17 protein-coding genes are annotated in these 18646 nt (G+C 66.6%); 11 read left to right on the top strand and 6 right to left on the bottom strand.

What is annotated here, in order from left to right; genetic code table 11:
- Positions 1–57 precede the first annotated feature (57 nt).
- From ACQR1L_RS29580 to ACQR1L_RS29565, 4 genes are all read left to right on the top strand, one after another.
- Positions 58–1167 (top strand): S-(hydroxymethyl)glutathione dehydrogenase/class III alcohol dehydrogenase, encoded by a 1110-nt coding sequence (locus tag ACQR1L_RS29580; RefSeq protein ID WP_434861450.1) that lies wholly within the window; start codon positions 58–60, stop codon positions 1165–1167.
- 33 nt (positions 1168–1200) lie between these two features.
- A complete protein-coding gene (gfa, locus tag ACQR1L_RS29575) occupies positions 1201–1764 on the top strand; it encodes an S-(hydroxymethyl)glutathione synthase (RefSeq protein WP_434861449.1) in 564 nt (187 codons plus the stop codon).
- A gap of 357 nt (positions 1765–2121) precedes the next feature.
- Positions 2122–2574: a (2Fe-2S)-binding protein gene (locus tag ACQR1L_RS29570; protein ID WP_257170676.1), complete on the top strand. Its 453-nt coding sequence runs from the start codon at positions 2122–2124 to the stop codon at positions 2572–2574.
- Between the two features lie 2 nt (positions 2575–2576).
- The gene (locus tag ACQR1L_RS29565; protein ID WP_434861448.1) at positions 2577–4907 is read left to right on the top strand and encodes a molybdopterin cofactor-binding domain-containing protein; all 2331 of its coding nucleotides are present in this window, start codon (positions 2577–2579) and stop codon (positions 4905–4907) included.
- 71 nt (positions 4908–4978) lie between these two features.
- Here ACQR1L_RS29565 and ACQR1L_RS29560 read toward each other — a convergent pair whose 3' ends face one another.
- Positions 4979–5353, bottom strand: a complete 375-nt coding sequence (locus ACQR1L_RS29560; protein WP_434861447.1) for a transposase — start codon at positions 5351–5353, stop codon at positions 4979–4981.
- A 307-nt stretch (positions 5354–5660) separates the two neighbouring features.
- Between ACQR1L_RS29560 and ACQR1L_RS29555 the strand changes: the two genes are divergently transcribed.
- Positions 5661–6599 (top strand): acetamidase/formamidase family protein, encoded by a 939-nt coding sequence (locus ACQR1L_RS29555; protein ID WP_434861446.1) that lies wholly within the window; start codon positions 5661–5663, stop codon positions 6597–6599.
- Between the two features lie 8 nt (positions 6600–6607).
- Here the strand turns inward: ACQR1L_RS29555 and ccoG are convergent, their stop codons facing one another.
- Entirely contained in the window at positions 6608–8101 is a 1494-nt protein-coding gene (ccoG, locus tag ACQR1L_RS29550; RefSeq protein WP_434861445.1) for a cytochrome c oxidase accessory protein CcoG, read from the bottom strand.
- Positions 8102–8596: 495 nt separating this feature from the next.
- The gene (locus ACQR1L_RS29545; RefSeq protein ID WP_434861444.1) at positions 8597–9391 is read right to left on the bottom strand and encodes a fumarylacetoacetate hydrolase family protein; all 795 of its coding nucleotides are present in this window, start codon (positions 9389–9391) and stop codon (positions 8597–8599) included.
- Between the two features lie 961 nt (positions 9392–10352).
- On the opposite strand from ACQR1L_RS29545, the gene ACQR1L_RS29540 reads away from it, so the two are divergent.
- Positions 10353–10961 (top strand): SOUL family heme-binding protein, encoded by a 609-nt coding sequence (locus ACQR1L_RS29540; protein WP_434861443.1) that lies wholly within the window; start codon positions 10353–10355, stop codon positions 10959–10961.
- Between the two features lie 260 nt (positions 10962–11221).
- Here the strand turns inward: ACQR1L_RS29540 and ACQR1L_RS29535 are convergent, their stop codons facing one another.
- Together ACQR1L_RS29535 and ACQR1L_RS29530 are read right to left on the bottom strand one after the other, a co-directional pair.
- Complete coding sequence (locus tag ACQR1L_RS29535) at positions 11222–11998, bottom strand: cyclase family protein (RefSeq protein ID WP_434861442.1); 777 nt, start codon at positions 11996–11998, stop codon at positions 11222–11224.
- A gap of 52 nt (positions 11999–12050) precedes the next feature.
- Entirely contained in the window at positions 12051–13040 is a 990-nt protein-coding gene (locus tag ACQR1L_RS29530; RefSeq protein ID WP_434861441.1) for a fumarylacetoacetate hydrolase family protein, read from the bottom strand.
- A gap of 98 nt (positions 13041–13138) precedes the next feature.
- Here ACQR1L_RS29530 and ACQR1L_RS29525 point away from each other — a divergent pair, with 98 nt between their 5' ends.
- The 5 genes from ACQR1L_RS29525 to ACQR1L_RS29505 are packed head-to-tail and all read left to right on the top strand — an operon-like array spanning position 13139 to position 17105.
- A complete protein-coding gene (locus ACQR1L_RS29525) occupies positions 13139–14074 on the top strand; it encodes an ABC transporter substrate-binding protein (protein ID WP_434861440.1) in 936 nt (311 codons plus the stop codon).
- On the top strand, positions 14074–14772 hold the full coding sequence (locus ACQR1L_RS29520; protein WP_434861439.1) for a GntR family transcriptional regulator: 699 nt from the start codon (positions 14074–14076) through the stop codon (positions 14770–14772). The genes ACQR1L_RS29525 and ACQR1L_RS29520 overlap by 1 nt, the downstream gene beginning before the upstream one ends.
- Position 14773: 1 nt before the next feature.
- Positions 14774–15577, top strand: a complete 804-nt coding sequence (locus ACQR1L_RS29515; RefSeq protein WP_434861438.1) for an ABC transporter ATP-binding protein — start codon at positions 14774–14776, stop codon at positions 15575–15577.
- Positions 15574–16341 (top strand): ABC transporter permease, encoded by a 768-nt coding sequence (locus ACQR1L_RS29510; protein ID WP_434861437.1) that lies wholly within the window; start codon positions 15574–15576, stop codon positions 16339–16341. The genes ACQR1L_RS29515 and ACQR1L_RS29510 overlap by 4 nt, the downstream gene beginning before the upstream one ends.
- Positions 16338–17105 (top strand): ABC transporter permease, encoded by a 768-nt coding sequence (locus tag ACQR1L_RS29505; RefSeq protein ID WP_434861436.1) that lies wholly within the window; start codon positions 16338–16340, stop codon positions 17103–17105. The genes ACQR1L_RS29510 and ACQR1L_RS29505 overlap by 4 nt, the downstream gene beginning before the upstream one ends.
- Position 17106: 1 nt before the next feature.
- Here the strand turns inward: ACQR1L_RS29505 and ACQR1L_RS29500 are convergent, their stop codons facing one another.
- Positions 17107–18486, bottom strand: coding sequence for an FAD-dependent oxidoreductase (locus ACQR1L_RS29500; RefSeq protein ID WP_434861435.1), 1380 nt, complete (start codon positions 18484–18486; stop codon positions 17107–17109).
- Positions 18487–18646 lie beyond the last annotated feature (160 nt).

Here is an 18646-nt window from a genome sequence, read left to right as displayed (position 1 = left end):
AAGGCCGCGCCCTGGGCAGGACCGCGGCCTCGAGAGAATGAAACAGGAGTTTGAGACATGAAGACGCGCGCCGCGGTCGCTTTCGAAGCCAAGAAACCGCTGGAGATCGTCGAGGTCGACCTCGAAGGGCCGAAGGCCGGCGAGGTGCTGGTCGAGATCAAGGCCACCGGCATCTGCCACACCGATGCCTATACGCTCGACGGCTTCGACAGCGAAGGCATCTTCCCTTCGATCCTCGGCCATGAGGGCGCCGGCATCGTGCGTGAGGTCGGGCCTGGCGTCACCTCGGTCAAGCCCGGCGACCACGTCATTCCGCTGTACACACCGGAATGCCGCCAGTGCAAGAGCTGCCTCAGCCGCAAGACCAATCTCTGCACCGCGATCAGAGCCACGCAAGGCAAGGGCTTGATGCCCGACGGCACCTCGCGCTTCAGCTACAAGGGCCAGACCATCTACCACTATATGGGCTGCTCGACGTTCTCCAACCACACCGTGTTGCCCGAGATCGCGGTCGCCAAGATCCGCGAGGACGCCCCCTTCGACAAGAGCTGCTACATCGGCTGCGGCGTCACCACCGGCGTCGGCGCCGTTGTCAACACGGCGAAGGTCGAGCCCGGCGCGAATGTCGTCATCTTCGGCCTCGGCGGTATCGGCCTGAACGTCATCCAGGGCGCGAAGATGGCCGGCGCCGACAAGATCATCGGCGTCGATATCAACGACAGCAAGGAGGAATGGGGCCGCCGCTTCGGCATGACCCATTTCGTCAACCCGAAGAAGGTCACCGGCGACATCGTCCAGCACCTCGTCGCGCTCACCGACGGCGGCGCCGACTACACCTTCGACTGCACCGGCAACACCACCGTCATGCGCCAGGCTCTCGAAGCCTGCCATCGCGGCTGGGGCGAATCGATCATCATCGGCGTCGCCGAGGCCGGCAAGGAGATCGCGACCCGTCCGTTCCAGCTCGTCACCGGGCGCGTCTGGAAGGGCACCGCGTTCGGCGGCGCGCGCGGGCGCACCGACGTCCCCAAGATCGTCGACTGGTACATGAACGGGAAGATCGAAATCGACCCGATGATCACCCACACGCTGACGCTCGAAGAGATCAACAAGGGCTTCGACCTGATGCATGAGGGCAAATCGATCCGTTCCGTCGTCGTGTTCTGACCCGAGCCACGCAAAACTGAGGAGGATTGCGCCATGACTGTCCACATTCACCCGTCCGTTGACAACGGCGTCAAACAGGGAAGCGGCCACTTCGCGGGCGGCACCCTGGTCTGCAAGTGCCACGACCGGCCGGTGAAGGTCGGCATTCAGGGCGACGTCGCGCACAACCACGCGTGCGGCTGCACCAAGTGCTGGAAGCCGTCGGGCGCAACCTTCTCGGTCGTGGCGGTGGTGCCGCGGCAGAACGTAACCGTGCTGGAGAATGGCGACAAGCTGAAGATCGTCGATCCCTCGGCGGTCATCCAGCGCTACGCCTGCACCGGCTGCGGCACGCACATGTACGGTCGGATCGAGAATACGGGCCATCCGTTCTACGGCCTCGACTTCATCCATCCCGAGCTGTTCCAGGAACAGGGCTCGGCGGCTCCGGGCTTTGCTGCCTTCGTCTCCTCGGTGATCGAGTCGGGCGTGAAGCCGGAGCAGATGGGCGAGATCAGGGCGCGGCTGAAGGAACTGGGGCTCGAGCCCTATGACTGCCTGTCGCCGGCGCTGATGGATGCGATTGCCACCCACGTGGCGAAAGCAAAGGCGGCCTGACGGCCGCGCAGTACCAAGCGTAACAACTGAAGCGTTCCTTCCTGAAGACTTGGTGCCTCGCCTGCCCCACGCTGGCGAGGCATTCTTTTTTGGCCGCGGCATCCGCCTCGCGACCACGATCATCTGCGCATCGTGCGATGTTCCGCGTTCGCATCGCAGCGGGCTGCGCACGCAGCGCACGCGCGTCCTGACAACACACGCGCCTGTGTAGACCGATGCTGTTCGCGGTCTGCTATCATGAGTCGCTTTCCGACAACTCTCAATCGATCCGGCGCGTGCACCAGGGACATATGGTTCCGCGCGCGTCCACCAACGATCAGAACCAGCGACCATTGGTCCGACAAAGCGAGGGCGAACATGATCAAGGTGAAAATCAACGGGCAGGAGCAGAGCTGGGATGGCGATCCGAGCCTGCCGCTGTTGTGGTATCTGCGCGATGAGCTGGGGCTCACCGGCTCGAAATATGGCTGCGGCCAGGCGCTGTGCGGCGCCTGCACGGTGATGGTCGACAAGGAGGCCGCGCGTTCCTGCATCACGGCGATCTCGGATGTCGCGGGCCGCGAAGTGACGACGATCGAGGGCCTGCATCCGACCGGCGACCATCCGGTGCAGAAGGCGTGGCGGCAGGTCAATGTGCCGCAATGCGGCTTCTGCCAGGCCGGGCAGATCATGCAGGCGGCGGCGCTGCTCAACCAGAATCCGAAGCCCTCGCACGACCAGATCCGGGACGCGATGTCCGGGAACATCTGCCGCTGCGGCTGCTATCAGCGCATCGAGAATGCGGTCCATCTGGCCTCGACGGGGGTGTGATCATGAACATCATCGCAAATCCCAAGACGGCGACCACCTCGCGCCGTGGCTTCGAGCAGCATCTCAAGGTCGAGAACGTCTCGCGGCGCGCCATCCTGCAAACGCTGGGCCTCGCCGGCGGCTTCGTCCTCGCAGCGCCGCTGCTGTCGCGCCCCGCTTTCGCCGCCTATGAAACTGGCGCCGGCAAGATGCCGCATGGCACCGTGGTCGATCCCAAGATCTTCGTGTCGATCGCGCCTGATGGCATCGTTTCCATCCTCGCGCATCGCTCCGAGATGGGCACGGGCGTCCGCACCAGCCTGCCGTTGATCGTGGCAGAGGAGATGGAAGCCGACTGGTCGAAGGTCCGCGTCGTGCAGGCGCCCGGCGACGAAGTGAAGTTCGGCAACCAGGACACCGACGGCTCGCGCAGCACGCGGCACTATCTGCTGCCCATGCGCCAGATCGGCGCCATGGCGCGCGCCATGCTGGAAGCCGCCGCCGCCAAGAAGCTCGGCGTGCCCGCCAGCGAGGTGAAGGTGGTCAACCACGAGGTCGTGCACAGCGCCAGCGGCAAGCGCCTCGGCTTTGGCGAGCTCGCGGCCGACGCCGCCAATCAGCCGGTGCCCGCGGTCGACACCATCAAGCTGAAGTCGCCGAAGGACTTCCGCTATCTCGGCAAGGGCCAGGTCAGCATCGTCGACCTGCACGACATCACCGTTGGCAAGGCGCATTACGGCGCCGATATCCGCCTGCCCGGCATGAAGTACGCGGTGATCGCCCGGCCGCCGGTGACGGGCGGCAAGGTGAAGTCGTTCGATCCCGCTGAGGCGCTGAAGGTGTCCGGCGTCGAGAAGGTGCTCGAGGTCAAGGGCTGGCCGTGGCCGTCGAAGTTCCAGCCGCTCGGCGGCGTCGCCGTGATCGCGCGCAACACGGGTGCCGCGATCAAGGGCCGTGATGCCCTGAAAGTCGAATGGGACGACGGTCCTAACGCCGCCTACGACTCCGTCGCCTATCGCGCCGAGCTCGAAGCCGCCGCGCGGCAGCCCGGTCTCGTCGTGCGCCAGGAGGGTGATGCCGACGCCGCGCTGAAGTCGGCCGACAAGGTGATCACCGGAGAGTACTACCTTCCGCACTTCGCCCATGCCAGCATGGAGCCGCCGGTCGCGGTGGCCGACGTCAAGGGTGACAAGGCGGAGATCTGGGCGCCGGTGCAGAGTCCCGGAGGCACCCGCGAGGATGTCGCCAAAACGCTGCAGATCCCGATCGAGAACGTGACCGTCAACGTCACCCTGCTCGGCGGCGGCTTTGGCCGCAAATCGAAGTGCGACTTCGCGCTCGAAGCCGCCCTGCTCTCCAAGGACCTGGGCGCGCCGGTGAAGGTGCAGTGGACGCGTGACGACGACATCCAGCACGACTTCCTGCACACCGTCTCGGTTGAGCGCATCGAGGCCGGCCTCGACAAGAGCGGCAAGGTGGTCGCCTGGCGTCACCGCAGCGTCGCGCCGACCATCCTCTCCACCTTCGCGGCCGGCGCCGATCATGCGGCGCCGTTCGAGCTCGGCATGGGCCTCGTCGACATGCCGTTCGAGATCGCCAACATCCAGTGCGAGAACCCCGCCGCCAAGGCGATGACGCGCATCGGCTGGTTCCGCTCGGTCTCGAACATTCCGCGCGCCTTCGCCGTGCAGTCGATGGTCGGCGAGATCGCCGCCGCCACCGGCCGCGACCAGAAGGAGATGCTGCTCGAGCTGATCGGCAGTCCGCGCGTCGTCAAGCTCGCCTCGGTGAAGGATCTCTGGAACTACGGCGAGCCCTATGAGAGCTACCCGATCGATACCGGGCGGCTGCGCCGCGTCGTCGAGTTCGTCGCCGAGAAGGGCAATTGGGGCCGCAGCGTTCCCAAGGGCCACGGCCTCGGCATCGCCGCGCATCGTAGCTTCGTCAGCTACATCGCCACCATCGTGGAGGTGTCGGTCGACGACAAGGGCAAGCTGACGGTGCATCAGGTCGACAGCGCGATCGACTGCGGTACGTTCGTCAACCCGGAGCGTATCGCCTCGCAGCTCGAAGGCGCCGCGATCATGGGGTTGAGCCTCGCCAAATATGGCGAGGTCAGCTTCAAGAACGGCCGGGTGCAGCAGCATAACTTCGACGACCATCAGGTGGTCCGGATCGACGAGGCGCCGCTGATCACCAACGTGCACATCGTGCCCGTCGATGCAGACACGCCGCCGAGCGGCGTCGGCGAGCCGGGCGTGCCGCCGTTCGCGCCGGCGCTCGCCAACGCGATCTTTGCCGCCACCGGGAAGCGCCTGCGCGCGTTGCCGATCGGCAATCAGCTCGCGATCTGAGCGCGGCCATCCGACGACGTCATCGGCCGGAGCGATCCGGCCGATGATCGTTTCAGCAGAGTCATGATGAGCTAGCGCCCGTAGCGCACCGAGGCATAGCGGCCGATCACAGCGCCGCGGGCCTGCCCCGGCGCTCCGGCGACGCCATGGGGCGTGCTGCCGCAGTCCTGGCGTAGCGGCGCAGGCGCCGCCTTGGTCGCGGCGGTCACAGGCGGCTGGCCCTCGACGAGCTTGGTCACCAGCGAGCGCAGCCGCTGGTTCTCGATTTCCAGCTCCTTCAGATGACGCAGAGCAGGACTGGTGAGGCCCCCATAGCGCTGGCGCCAGCGATAAAACGTGCGCAGCGACACACCGGCCGTGCTGCAAATTTCGGCAATCGGAACCCCCGACTCCGCCTCGCAAAGCAAAACCAAAATCTCGTGCTCGGTGTGCAGGGAACGTCGCATGATCACAGACCCCTACGCGGCCAACAGGTGTATTCTCGCATGATTTCCATGGGCTTGGTAGTACCCCCGCGCATGGCCCTCGTGACCGCGCGTCGCGTATGCGCGCTGCGGCGTTGCTCGATCGCGACGATGCGGGATCGTCCGGGCTCGCCGGCACCCCGTCGCCGATTGGCAAAATTGACATCAGCGGAGGACGCCGCGCCGATCTGCCGGGACCCTGAGCAAGGCTGACCAGTTTTTGGCATTGCCGCCCGCCGCATCCTGCCTTGTTATCAGTGCCGAGACCCGAGCCCGACGGAGACAGCCCATGTCCAAACGCCACGAGATTCCCGCGACGCATGAGAGCATGGTGTGGGGCTATCTCGACAGCACGACGCCGCCGGTGCTCGAGGTCGCCTCCGGCGACACGGTCACGCTGCACTCGTTTCCGGCCGGCGGCAAGGAGACCTTGCCGGAGGACCGCAGCATCGTTCCGCCCGCCTATCTCACCGCGCTGGACAGCATGGTCCAGGGGCCGGGTCCGCATTTCATCACTGGCCCCGTCTATGTGAAGGGCGCGCAGCCGGGCGATACGCTGCAGGTCGACATCCTCAGCTGCAAGGTCAGCCAGGACTGGGGTTTTGTCTCGATCCTGCCTTTGCTCGGCACCCTGCCCGAGGAGTTCACCGACTACGAGACGATCCACCCGAAGGTCGATCACGAGCGCCAGGTCTGCATCATGCCGTGGGGCACCGAGATCGCGCTCGACCCGTTCTTCGGCATCATCGCGACCGCGCCGCCGCCGGCGTGGGGGCGGTGCGGCTCGCCGGTGCCGCGCAGTTTTGGCGGCAACATGGACAACAAGGAGCTGCGGCCGGGCACCACGCTGTATCTGCCCGTGTTCAACGAGGGCGCGCTGTTCTTCGCCGGCGACGGCCATGGCGTGCAGGGCGACGGCGAGGTCTGCATCACCGCGCTGGAGACCGGCGTCAGCGGCACCTTCCGCCTGACCGTGCGCAAGGACATGGACATCACCTGGCCGTTCGCCGAGAACGCCACGCATCTGATGTCGATCGGCCTCGACGAGGATCTCGACGACGCCGCCAAGCAGGCGACCCGCGAGATGGTCAAACATGTCTGCGCCCGCACCAATTTGTCGCGCAACCAGGCCTACATGCTGTGCTCGCTGGCCGGCAATCTGCGCGTCACCCAGATGGTGGACGGCAACAAGGGCATCCACATGCTGCTGCCGAAGGCGTATCTGTAGTCCCTCCTCTACCGGTTGACGAAACGGTCGTGTGCGCTCAGCACGACCTGGCCGGCGGCATCGATCGCCTCGAAGGTGACGTCGACGTCCTCAGGCTCCGGCATGGTCAGCGTGACGCGCAGCGTCTCCGAGCCGTCCGGCTCGACCTCGATTGCATCCGCCGTGGCATGGCCGACGATCGCGAGCGCCGCATCGGCGCCGCTGATCGCGAGCTTGAACGTCTGCACGGCCGAGGACTTGTTGAGCAGCTTCACCGTATAGGCATTGCGCACCGAGCCATCCGACAGCCGCACCGACATCGGATCGCGATCGTGCTGCACCGACAGCACGGCGGTGGTCTTGGTCACGAATGACACCGCGATCACCCCGGCCAGCGCCACGCAGGCGAGCGCGAGCCCGATCGTCTTCGGCCGCAGCAGCCGCGACACGCGCGGCTCGCCCACACGGCCACGCTCGATGTTCTCCCAGCTCTCGTAGTCGATCAGCCCGCGCGGACGATCGAGCTTGGCCATCACGCCGTCGCAGGCATCGACACAGAGGCCGCAATTGATGCAGGCGAAGTTTGGGCCCTGGCGGATGTCGATGCCGATCGGGCAGACCGCGACGCAGGCGCCGCAATCGACGCAGTCGCCGGCCGGCTGGCCCAGCGCGCGCGCCTCGGCCGCCTTCTTCGCCGACATCCGGATCTCGCCACGATAGTCGCGGTAGTTCACGGTGAAGGCTTGGGGATCCCAGATCGCGCCCTGCAGGCGCGGCCACGGGCACATGAAGGTGCAGACCTGCTCGCGCGCGAAGCCGGCGAGGCCATAGGTCGTGCCGGCAAACACCAGCGTCCAGGTCAATGCGGTCGCCGACATCTCGCCATGGACGAGATCGCGCAGCAGCTCCGGCGCATCGGTGAAGTAGAAGATCAGCGTGCCGCCGGTGAGAAGCGCGATCATCATCCACAGCGCATGCTTGGTCGCGATCTGCGCGACGCGCTTTGCCGTCAACGGCGCGCCGATGTTCTTGAGCCGCTGCCGGCGGTCGCCTTCGACGAGGCGCTCGACCAGCAGGAACAGATCGGTCCACACCGTCTGCGGACAGGCGAAGCCGCACCAGAGACGGCCGGCCAGCGCGTTGACCAGGACGAGGATGAACGTCGCCAGCAGCATCGCCGCGGTGATCAGATAGAGGTCCTGCGGCCAGATCTCGGCCGGGCCGAGATAGAGTTTGCCATGGGCGAAATCGAGCAGCACCGCCTGGTCCGGGGCGTTGGCGCCGCGATTCCAGCGGATGAACGGGGTGACGTAGTAGACCGACAGGGTGAGCATCAGGATCAGCCATTTGAGCCGGCGGATCGGGCCCTTGACGGCTTGGGGAACCACGGGACCGCCGAGGTGGCGCGGCGATCGGGCCGGCTTGCGCGCGGGCGCCTTGGCTCGAGCCGGAGATGGGCTTGGGCCCTGTCCCTGCGCCATGCGGCGCGTCCTGGCGTGATCGATCTCGATGGTGATGGCCACGTCTGCCCTCGTTCGCTTGCCTGTTGCGGGCGACGATAGGCGGCGGCGCGAGCTGGCTCTTTGTCGGCCCACAAACTTGCGAACGGGTGGCAGTGGTTTTTTGCGCGGGAACAACGATGGCGGGCCGTCGGCGGGTGATGACGGGCGCGGCACCGCGAGTGCCATGGCGGCAGGTGCGGCATCCGGAGGGATGATTGCGACTGTCGCCCTTTGGGATAACAGCCCACGCGGCGACGCTCGCTCCCAACCTCTCCCCGCGTGCGGGGAGAGGTCGGATTGCATCGCCAGATGCAATCCGGGTGAGGGGGGCTCTCCGCACGGTCGGTGGGTGTGGCTGCCCCTCACCCCACCCCTCTCAGCGCGAGCGAAGCTCGTTGCGGCCCCGTGAAGGACGGGGAGAGGGAGCGCACTGTCTGCGCGGCGACGACCTTCGTTCTAATCGGTTGGTGAAGACGACCATCGATGGATGAGGTGCAATCCAATCCTTACCTCCCCTCAAACGATCCTGATCGACATGTCCGGCAGGCCCTCCAGCTTGCACAGCAGCACGTCACCCTTGACCACCGGGCCGACATTTTCCGGCGTGCCGGAATAGATGATGTCGCCGGCCTTCAGCTCGAACGCTTCGGAGAGCTTTGCGATCTGCTCCGCCACGCTCCAGATCATCTTGGTGAGATCGGAATTCTGCCGCACCGTGCCGTTGACCGCGAGCGAGATCGCGCCCTTGGTGAAGTGGCCGACCTTGCTCACCGGATGGATCGGGCCGAGCACCGCGGCATGATCGAAACTCTTGCCGATCTCCCATGGTTTCTTTTCGGCAGCCATGCCGTTCTGCAGGTCGCGCCGGGTCATGTCGAGGCCGAGCGCGTAGCCGTAGACGTGATCGAGCGCCTTATCGACCGGGATGTTGGTGCCTCCGGATTTCAGCGCCGCCACCAGTTCGACCTCGTGGTGATAGTTCTTGGTAAGCGACGGATAGGGATGCTCGGCGACTTCGCCGACGGCGACGTTCTGGATCGCGTCGGTCGGCTTCTGGAAGAAGAACGGCGGCTCGCGGTTCGGATCGGAGCCGCGCTCGATCGCATGCGCCGCGTAGTTGCGGCCGATGCAGTAGATGCGGCGCACCGGGAAGACGCCCTGCTCGCCTGCGATCGGAATGGTCGTGGAAGGCACTGAGAAGATCGGCTGCGGACCGGCTTGCGCCGTCGCGGGCCGGGTGTCGGCGATGATCGCGGCCGCCGCGGCGGCGCTGCCGGCGACGAGAAGATCGCGGCGTGAGGTGTCTGCCATGGGTTCCTCCAGGGAGCAGCCGTTACGACCGGCTGATTGTTGGTTCTGACGCGCCGACGCGGCGCTCCCCAACTGATAAGCATATCCATTATGCCAGCGCCACCTCGCGCGCGCGCGCCATCGTTCTCGCGGCGCAACACGCGCCCGAAGCGATGCTCGAGACCCTCGCTCGGCAACGCGAGGGCGCAAGGAGGACCGGACCTCGACTGAGGCCCGTGGCCCGCCTGCGGAAAAAAATGCAGGCGGCAGGTACCACAGGTTCAGCCGGACAGACCCGGCCCTCCCTGCGCGATGGGCTTCACGGCTGCTCCGAGCTCTCCCCGGGGACCGGCTTGTTTGCCCCCGTCACCTCGACGACACGTCCTGTCAGGGTTCATGTCATCCAGGCTTGGCGCCAGCATCGGGGCGCCAGGACCACACGGCTTGACCGTCCGCGAACTTGCCAATCGTCCAGCGCATCAGCGCCTGACAGGCCCGCGGCCACCGCTCCCCGCCTCAACGTATCGTGACGACGCGTACGCCCCTCAGCATGAGGACGGGATGGCAGGAGTAGAGCATGATTTCGGAAATTTAGCAAGAATTTTTTGTCGTACCCAGGGCAGACATGTTCGCTTCGGTCCGATCCCTGTCGTCCTGCCCCCCAAACCCTCACCCTGAGGAGCCCGCCCTGCGGCGGGCGTCTCGAAGGGTGAGGCCTCGGTCGAGCCTCATGGTTCGAGACGCGCCGCGAACGACGACCTTGATTCGCAATTGGCTTGATTGGCGCAGCGCTCCTCACCATGAGGGTCTGGCACCGAGGTCGGCGCTGCACATTGATCATAAACACGTCGACGGGCGTGTTCATGGAGAGGGTACAGTGACCGGTTCTTCTGATCCGCGGGACCTCTCGCCGCGTTCTCTCGTTGATAACAACCGACGGCGCACCCGCATGACCGAGCCGACACCACCGAGGAAACGCCGCATGCTGATCTGGATCGCAGGCGCCACCGCACTCGTTCTCGCCGGCGCAGCCATTGCAGCGGGGCCGATCATGAGCCGAGTCGAACATCCGAGATACGACGTGGTCAAGCGCGACGGCGATGTCGAGATCCGCGCCTATGCGCCGATGATCATCGCGCAGGCCGAGGTGCAGGGCGCGCGCAGGCCCGCGATCGAGGAAGGGTTTCGCATCATCGCCGGCTACATCTTCGGCGCCAACCAGGCCAAGGCCAAGATCGCGATGACCGCGCCGGTACAACAGCAGGCCGCCACAGCGCCCGCGGAGGGCGTCGGCAGCGACCGCTGGAGCGTCAGCTTCGTGATGCCGTCGAACTGGTCGCTGGACACCCTGCCGCCGCCGGCCGATGCGAGGATCAAGCTGACGCCGCTGCCGGCCCAGCGCATGATCGCGCTGACGTTCTCGGGCTCATATTCCGACGGCATTCTGGCCGACAAGACCCGCGAGTTGCGCGACTACGCGCAGCGCCAGGGGATCATCGTCTCAGGGGCGCCGCTGCTCGCCTTCTACAACCCGCCCTGGACCCTGCCGATGCTGCGGCGGAATGAAATCATGCTGGCGTGTAGTTGTTAGGAATACTCTCTTCCCAGCACCAATCCGCTCCCTCTCCCCGTCCTTCGCGGGGAGAGGGCTGGGGTGAGGGGCAGCGGCGCGGGTGGTGTTGCTTTTTCGGTCCAGAAATCTTGCAGCCGTCTTGGAGCGGGCATACCCGTCCGATGGACCTGGAAGGGGCCTCGAACGTGCCATGCCCCTCCCCCGGATGGCTGCGCCATCCGACCTCTCCCCGCGCAGGGCGGGGAGAGGTTGCAGCGTCCGGGCTGAGCCGGGGTCGCTCACCCCTCCACGATCGCAACAGCGCGCGTCCATCCCGCGGACGCCCGCTCGATCTTCACCGGGAAGCACGACACGGTGAAGCCTGTGGACGGCAGCTGCTCCAGATTGTGCAGCTTCTCGATATGGCAATAGCCGATGTGGCGGCCCGCCTTGTGGCCTTCCCAGATCAGGCTGGCATCATGAGTCTCGGCGTATTTCTTTGCCGTGAACACGAACGGCGCGTCCCAGCTCCAGGCATCGGTGCCGGTCAGACGCACGCCGCGCTCGAGCAGATACATGGTGGCCTCGTAGCCCATGCCGCAGCCCGTGTTGACGTAGTCCGCCTGGCCATAGCGGGCGCCGGCCGCGGTATTGACCACGACGATTTCGAGCGGCGACAGCGTGTGGCCGATGCGCTTCAATTCGGCCTCGACATCCGCGGCGGTCGCGACATAGCCGTCCGGGAAATGCCGGAAGTCGAGCTTCACACCTGGCTGCATGCACCACTCCAGCGGCACCTCGTCGATGGTCCAGGCGCGCTCGCCGCGGTTCATCGTCGGGTGGAAGTGCCAGGGCGCGTCGAGATGCGTGCCGTTATGGGTCGAGAGATTGACCTGCTCGACTGCCCAGCCCTGCCCGTCCGGCAGATCCTCGGCCTTCAGCCCGTCGAAGAACTGCAGCATGCGCGGCAGCCCCTGCTGGTGGTCGATATATTGGATCGTCGGGTGCGCTCCCGGCGGATCGGCCGGCACGTCGTTCTGCAGCGGCACGGAGATGTCGATCAGCTTGCGGGCCATGGGCGGGTCCTCTCTCTTGCATCTTTCTTGGTTGTTATCGTCGGCCGCAGAATCAGACGTCCTGCCGCTCGACCTTGTTCTTCAGCACGCCGATCTTCTCGACCTCGAGCTCGATGACGTCGCCATGCTCGAGATACCAGCCGAGCTCGAGTCCGCAACCATTGCCGACAGTGCCGGAGCCGATGAACTCGCCGGGCATCAGGGTCTCGTCCTTGCTGATATAGGCGATCAGCTCCTCGAACGGGAACAGCATGCCCTCGCTGACGCTGCGCGAGCGCACCTCGCCGTTGACGCGCGCCTCCATCTTCAGGCGATAGGGATCGCCGATCTCGTCGGGCGTCACGATCCACGGACCCATGACGTTGCCGCCGTCGAAGCTCTTGCCCTTGGACGGGCCGAGGCGGCCGTCCATCTCGATGCGCTGGGTGTCGCGCGCGGAGAAGTCGTTGAAGATGGTGAAACCGAAGATGTGGTCGCGCGCCTTGGCGGCTGGGATGTCCTTCCCCCGGCCCTTGGTGATGATTCCGAATTCGAGTTCGTAGTCCATCACCTTGCTGTAGCGCGGCCATTTCACGGTTGTCTTGGGGCCGCGCACGCTGAAGCGGTTGGTGATGTAGAAGATCGGGACTTGGCGATACACCTCCGGCAACTCGCCGAGCGGCTCGGCATCGATGCGCGCGAGCTCCTCAGTGTCGCCGCGCTGGCGCGCCGCGAGCTTCCGCTGGCCGCGCGGCGCCTGCAGGATGTGCAGCGGAAACGACATGCCGTCGCGCATCTGGCGCGGCTCGGGCACCGGCGCCAGCAGCTCGGTACCCGCAACATCACGCGAGAGATCCACATCGCTGCCATAGCGCTCGACCAGCGCGCGCGCCGCGTCGAGCGCGGCATCGCCGGCGTCGATCAGCGACAGCATCGAGGCGTAGGCGGGATTGGCTTGACCGGCGCGGTCGGCCGCCGCTGCCAGGTCAAAAATCCTGGAATCCCCGGCGTGGACCACGCCGATCCGCTCCCTGCCCTCGGTTCGAAATGTCGCGAGTTTCACGCCGGCCTCCCCTTGTGTTCTGTCAGAAAATATACAAACATACAAAATATCGATAAACAAGAGGGGTCCAAACGGGCCTCCAGGGGGAGGAGTCACCAATGCGTCATCGGCTCATGGGTGCTGTTACCGGCTGGGTGCTGGCGACGCTCGCACTGGCAACGGCAGCACGCGCCGAGAAGATCCAGATCGGCTGCACCGCGACCTCGGACTGCGCCTCCGCAATGGTCGCTGTCGACGAGGGCCTGTTCAAGAAGCACGGTCTGGACGCCGAGATGGTGCTGATCGGGATCAACTCGAACATCCCCGCCGCCCTCCTCTCCAACTCGGTCCAGATCGGCGGGACGACTTCGACGGTCTTCCTGCAGGCGGCCGATGGCGGGCTCGACCTCGTCGCGGTTGCCGGCGCCTCGATCATGAACAAGACCTCGAACGACGCCGTCGCCGCCGTCGTCCGTAACGGCGTCACCATCACCGGCCCGAACGACTTCAAGGGCAAGAAGGTCGGCGCGCCCGGTATCGGCGCCTTCCTGCAAGTGCTGTTCGTGAAATGGCTGGTCGACAAGGGCGTCGACCCGAAGAGCGTCAATTTCGTCGAGGTCACGTTTCCGACGATGGCCGACACCATCAAGTCGGGCGGCGTCGACGCCGTGCTGACCGCCGAGCCGTTCGTGATGCGCATCACCAATGCCAATCTGGGCACCGTCGGCGCGCGCTACGCGGCCGAGCTCGCGCGCACCGAGCCAATCATCTTCTATGCAGCCTCGCGCGAATGGGCGGAGAAGAATCCGGAGACGGTGAAAAAATTCCGCGCGGCCATCGCCGAGGCGGCGCCGATCGTCAACAACGATCATGAGAAGGCCTCGGCGGCCATCTCCAAGTTCACCAAGCAGCCGCTCGACCTCGTCAGGCTGACCGCGCCGAACTACGCCGAACCGGTGCTGAAGCCCGAGCAGCTCGCATGGTGGATCGACGTGATGTCGGCGCAGAAGATGCTGCAGAGCAAGCTCGACCTCAAGACGCTGACCCTCAACTGATGACGGCCGCGCCCCCGCTTCCGCAAACCGAGCCGGCGAGCGGCGATACGCTCAGCGAACGCGCCGCAGCGCTGATCGAGCGCGACATCGTCGCGGGCGTGCTCGCCCCCGGATCGCGGCTCGGGATCGTCGAGCTCGCCAAGCGTTACGAGATCGGGCCGACGCCGGTGCGCGAGGGGCTGTCGCGGCTGGTGTCGCGCGGGCTGATCGTCAGTATCGGCCAGCGCGGCTTTCGCGTCGCCGAGGTCAGCCGCGATGATCTGATCGACATCACGCGGATGCGCACGGTGGTGGAGAAGGAGGCGCTACTTCTGGCGATGCAGAGCGGCGGCGATTCATGGGAGGCCGGGATCATCGCCGCGCTGCATCAGATGCGCCGCTACATTCAGCGCATGCAAAGCGAGTTCCGCGAGGGCGCGCCGGAGTTCGACCAGTTGCACAAGGCGTTTCACACCGCGCTGCTGGCTGGCTGCGGTTCGCGCCGGCTGCTCGCGGCGCATTCCGATCTCTACGACCAGGCCTATCGCTATCGCCGCGTGATGATGCGCAGCTTCGACGACGGCAGCGGCTTCATCCGGGAGCACGAGGCGCTGGCCGATCTCGTGCTCGCGCGCGATGCCGCCGCCGCGCAGGCGCGGCTGGAAGCGCATCTGCGCTCGACGATCAGCATCGTCTATCCGCAATCGAAGGGAGCCTGAGATGGCAGAGCCCGCCCTCGCTTTGGTGCAATCGTCTCCTTCGCCTGCGCGCACGCAGATCGCGTTCGACAATGTCGCGCTGACCCTCGGCGGCAAGGCGATCATCGACACGATCAGCCTGGAGGTCTCAGCCGGCGAGATCCTGTGCGTGGTCGGCGCCTCCGGCTGCGGCAAGACCACGGCGCTGCGGCTCGCGGCCGGGCTGTATCAGCCGACCGGCGGCAGCGTGCGGTTCGAGGGCGAGCCGATGCGCGCGCCCCGGCGCGAGATCGCGGTCGTGTTCCAGGATTACGGCAAGGCGCTGCTGCCGTGGCGCACCGCGGCCGGCAACATCTCGCTGGCGCTGGAAACGATCGGCATGCCCTCCGCTCAGCGCGAGGCGCGCATCGCCGAGCTGCTGGCCAAGGTCGGACTCGCCGGCCACGCCGCCAAATATCCGACGGAGATGTCGGGCGGCATGCAGCAGCGGCTGCAGATCGCGCGCTGCCTCGCGCAGGATCCGAAGGTGTTGCTGATGGACGAGCCGTTCGGCGCGCTCGACGCGATGACGCGTCAGGGCCTGCAGGACGAGATGCTGGCGCTGGTCGCCTCCACCGGCGCCACCGTCGTGTTCGTCACGCATGATCTCGAGGAGGCGATCTATCTCGGCGACCGCGTGATCGGCCTGCTGCCGCATCCCGGCCGTGTCGGGCTGGAACTGACGGTCGGCCTGCCGCGGCCGCGCGACCAATTGGCGACGCGCGAGCAGCCCGAATTCCTGCGGCTGCGCCGCGCGCTGTTCGACTTCATCAAGGCGAGCGAATGAGCATGCCGGAGCGTCTCAAGCCGCTGCTGCTGCCGCTCGCCTCATTGCTCGCCTTCGAAGCAGGGATGCGGCTTGCGGCCGTGCAGAGCGACTCGCTGGCGCCGCCGAGCGCGATCGCGCTCGCTCTGCTCGGCGCGCTGACCGACGGCTCGCTGCTGATCGCGACGCGTGACACGCTCGCGTCTGCGTTCGCCGGCCTCTTCATCGGCGGTGCCATCGGGCTGTTGCTCGGCATCGCGCTCGGCCTCTCGCAGATCCTCAACCGGCTGATGGAGGTGACGATCGAGGCCATCAGGCCGATCCCGTCGGTGGCGCTGCTGCCGATCGCGCTGATCGCGCTCGGCTTCGGCTACCGCATGGAGATCGCGATCGTCGCCTTCGCCTGCGTCTGGCCGGTGATGATCATGACACGCGCCGCGGTCGGCGGCATCGAGCCGCGGCTGATCGAGGTCGCGCGCGTGCTGCGGCTGACGCAGCTCGACCGCATCAGGAAGATCGTCATTCCCGCCGCCCTGCCCCGCATCTTCCTCGCCTTCCGTCTGGCCGCCGGCATCGCGCTGATCGTGGCCGTCACGGTGGAGATCGCGATCAACCCGCTCGGCCTCGGCGCCGGCATCATGACCGCGCAGCAGGCGCTGCGGCCCGACCTGATGCTGGCCTATCTGGTGTGGATCGGCGTCACCGGCTTCGTGCTCAACACCGCGCTGATGACGGCGCAAAGGACGCTGTTCGGCCGCGCGGCCCTGATCGGAGACGGCGCATGAGATGGTCGGTCCTCGGCTGGCGCCTCGCCAGCTTCGGCGTCGCGGCTTGTGTCATCGCGCTGTGGCAACTCGCGGCCGATCAGCGCTGGGTGTCGCCCGTCTTCCTGCCCGGCCCGAATCGCGCCTGGGCCTCGCTGATGCGCGGCTTCACGAGCGGAGATCTGCTGGCCAAGCTCGTGGGCACGCTGGCGCACATGGCCTATGGCTGGCTGCTCGCCTCGATCGTCGGCATCGCGCTCGGCGCGATGATCGGCTCGTCCAAGGCGATGCGCCTCTACGTTGCGCCAACGCTGGAGCTGCTGCGGCCGCTGCCGGTGTCGGCGATCATTCCGGTCGCGATCGCGGCGCTCGGCCTGTCGCAGGGGATGGCGCTGTTCGTCATCGCGTTCGGATCGCTGTGGCCGCTGCTGCTCGGCACCATCCACGGATTCGGCGCGGTCGAGCCGCGGCTCTACGAGGTGGCGCGGGTGCTGCACATGTCGCGGCTCGCGGTCATCTTCAAGATCGCGCTGCCTTCTGCGGCCCCCGACATTCTCGCCGGCATGCGGCTGAGCCTGACGGTGGCGCTGATCCTCGCCGTGGTCTGCGAGATGCTCGCCGGCCTCGACGGTCTCGGCCAATGGGTGCTGCTGTCGGCACGCGCGTTCCGCTCCGCCGATCTGTTCGCCGGCGTGATGCTGCTCGGCGTGATCGGCTATGTCACCGCGCTCGCAATGGGCGCCGCCGAGAGCCGGCTGCTGCGCTGGCAGGCCGCGCGGCGCTAGCTCAGCGCGCCAGCCCTGCCACGCGGCCGAGCGCGACCGCCGTGAGCAGGCCGTTGCCCGAGAGATAGCCGGAGGCATCGGCCCCTGAAACGCCGCAGGCGGCGCCGCCGGCCGCGAACAGATTGTCGATCGGGGTGCCGTCCTGGCGCAGCACGCGCGCGTGGTCGTCGATGACGAGGCCGCCTTGGGTGTGGAACAGCGCGCCGGTGACCTTCACCGCGCGATAGGGCGGCACGAGCTGCGGCACGCCGGCAAAGCTGCGGCCGAAGCGATCCATGCGCTGCTCCGACTTCGCGCCCGCGACCTCCGCGAAGGTGGCCGCGAGCGTGTCGGCCGGCACGCGCATGCCTACCGCCAGGCTCGCGATGTCCTCAGCTTCGAGCACAGCTCCATGCGCGACGGCGTTGCGGAAATCCTCGAACTGCGCGGCGATGCCGGCGATGCGCGCATCGAAGATGGTCCAGGCGATTCCATCCGGCTGCGCGAGCACGTTGGCCGCCTGTTCGGAATAGCCCGACGCTTCGTTGGAGAAGCGCTCGCCGTTGGCGTTCACCTGGAAGCCGCCCTCGGTGATGGTGGCCCAACTGATGAGAATGCCGGCGGGATGGGCGACGGAGCCGTGGCCCTGATGGCCGCCGAGATGGCTCGTCGCCGCGCCGAGCTGCTCGCCCCAATTCAGCGCATCGCCCTGGTTGCCGACGTGGCCGAAATAGGTGGCGCTCGCCATCTGCGGGATGTGCCGTGCGACCAGCGCCGGATTGCCGCCATAGCCGCTGCAGGCGAGGATCAGGCGGCGGCAGCCGATCTCGTCGCTGCTGCCATCAGGCCGCGTGAAGCGTACGCCGATGATACGCCGGTCATCATCGAGCAGCAGTGTCGTCGCATGCGCGTCGCAGAGGATATCGATGCTCGCCGCCTCTGCGGCTGTGCGCAGCCGGTCGATCAGTTCGCGTCCGGCGCGGCTCGGCAGGCCGTGCATGCGATAGCGCGAATGGCCGGGATAGGTGAAATTGTCGACCAGCGAGAACGGTAGTTGATGCTGGTCAGCGAGCCATTCGAGCGTCGGACCGATCGTCGTCGTGACCAGCTTCACCAGCGCAGCATCCGGCTCATCATGCGCCTTGTGCATGATGTCCGCGGCGAAGCGCGACGGAGTGTCGTCAATGCCGAGCGCCGTCTGCCAGCGCGTGCTTGCCGCTGGAATGAGTCCGGCCGACAGCGCCGTCGAGCCCTGCGGCACGGCATCGCGCTCCAGAACCAGCACGCTCTCACCGTTCTCGATCGCCGACAGCGCCGCGACGAGCCCCGCCGCGCCGGCGCCGATGATCAGGCAATCGACCGCGAACTCGAGCGTGCGGTCGATGATTTCGATCGTGCTCATGCGCGCCCCATACGGCGCTCGTGGCCGTCCTTCGAGACGCGCGCCTCCGGCGCGCTCCTCAGGACGAGGATTTTGGTTGCGGCGGTATTATCACCCCTCATGGTGAGGAGCGCCGTCTTCGGCGCGTCTCGAACCATGAGGCCCCGCAGGTGTCCGTTCA

This window comes from Bradyrhizobium sp. HKCCYLR20261, assembly GCF_051168435.1.
Taxonomy (GTDB): Bacteria; Pseudomonadota; Alphaproteobacteria; order Rhizobiales; family Xanthobacteraceae; genus Bradyrhizobium.
This window is presented reverse-complemented; position numbering and strand designations above follow the sequence as displayed.

What these genes read in the sequence shown, in the direction of transcription:
- ACQR1L_RS29500 (WP_434861435.1), bottom strand. Translation starts at nt 18,486, where the DNA reads ATGAGCACGATCGAAATCATCGACCGCACGCTCGAGTTCGCGGTCGAT.
- ACQR1L_RS29510 (WP_434861437.1), top strand. Translation starts at nt 15,574, where the DNA reads ATGAGCATGCCGGAGCGTCTCAAGCCGCTGCTGCTGCCGCTCGCCTCA.
- ACQR1L_RS29565 (WP_434861448.1), top strand. Translation starts at nt 2,577, where the DNA reads ATGAACATCATCGCAAATCCCAAGACGGCGACCACCTCGCGCCGTGGC.
- ACQR1L_RS29535 (WP_434861442.1), bottom strand. Translation starts at nt 11,998, where the DNA reads ATGGCCCGCAAGCTGATCGACATCTCCGTGCCGCTGCAGAACGACGTG.
- ACQR1L_RS29515 (WP_434861438.1), top strand. Translation starts at nt 14,774, where the DNA reads ATGGCAGAGCCCGCCCTCGCTTTGGTGCAATCGTCTCCTTCGCCTGCG.
- ACQR1L_RS29545 (WP_434861444.1), bottom strand. Translation starts at nt 9,391, where the DNA reads ATGGCAGACACCTCACGCCGCGATCTTCTCGTCGCCGGCAGCGCCGCC.
- ACQR1L_RS29505 (WP_434861436.1), top strand. Translation starts at nt 16,338, where the DNA reads ATGAGATGGTCGGTCCTCGGCTGGCGCCTCGCCAGCTTCGGCGTCGCG.
- gfa (WP_434861449.1), top strand. Translation starts at nt 1,201, where the DNA reads ATGACTGTCCACATTCACCCGTCCGTTGACAACGGCGTCAAACAGGGA.
- ACQR1L_RS29570 (WP_257170676.1), top strand. Translation starts at nt 2,122, where the DNA reads ATGATCAAGGTGAAAATCAACGGGCAGGAGCAGAGCTGGGATGGCGAT.
- ACQR1L_RS29525 (WP_434861440.1), top strand. Translation starts at nt 13,139, where the DNA reads ATGCGTCATCGGCTCATGGGTGCTGTTACCGGCTGGGTGCTGGCGACG.
- ACQR1L_RS29560 (WP_434861447.1), bottom strand. Translation starts at nt 5,353, where the DNA reads ATGCGACGTTCCCTGCACACCGAGCACGAGATTTTGGTTTTGCTTTGC.
- ACQR1L_RS29580 (WP_434861450.1), top strand. Translation starts at nt 58, where the DNA reads ATGAAGACGCGCGCCGCGGTCGCTTTCGAAGCCAAGAAACCGCTGGAG.
- ACQR1L_RS29520 (WP_434861439.1), top strand. Translation starts at nt 14,074, where the DNA reads ATGACGGCCGCGCCCCCGCTTCCGCAAACCGAGCCGGCGAGCGGCGAT.
- ACQR1L_RS29540 (WP_434861443.1), top strand. Translation starts at nt 10,353, where the DNA reads ATGCTGATCTGGATCGCAGGCGCCACCGCACTCGTTCTCGCCGGCGCA.
- ACQR1L_RS29555 (WP_434861446.1), top strand. Translation starts at nt 5,661, where the DNA reads ATGTCCAAACGCCACGAGATTCCCGCGACGCATGAGAGCATGGTGTGG.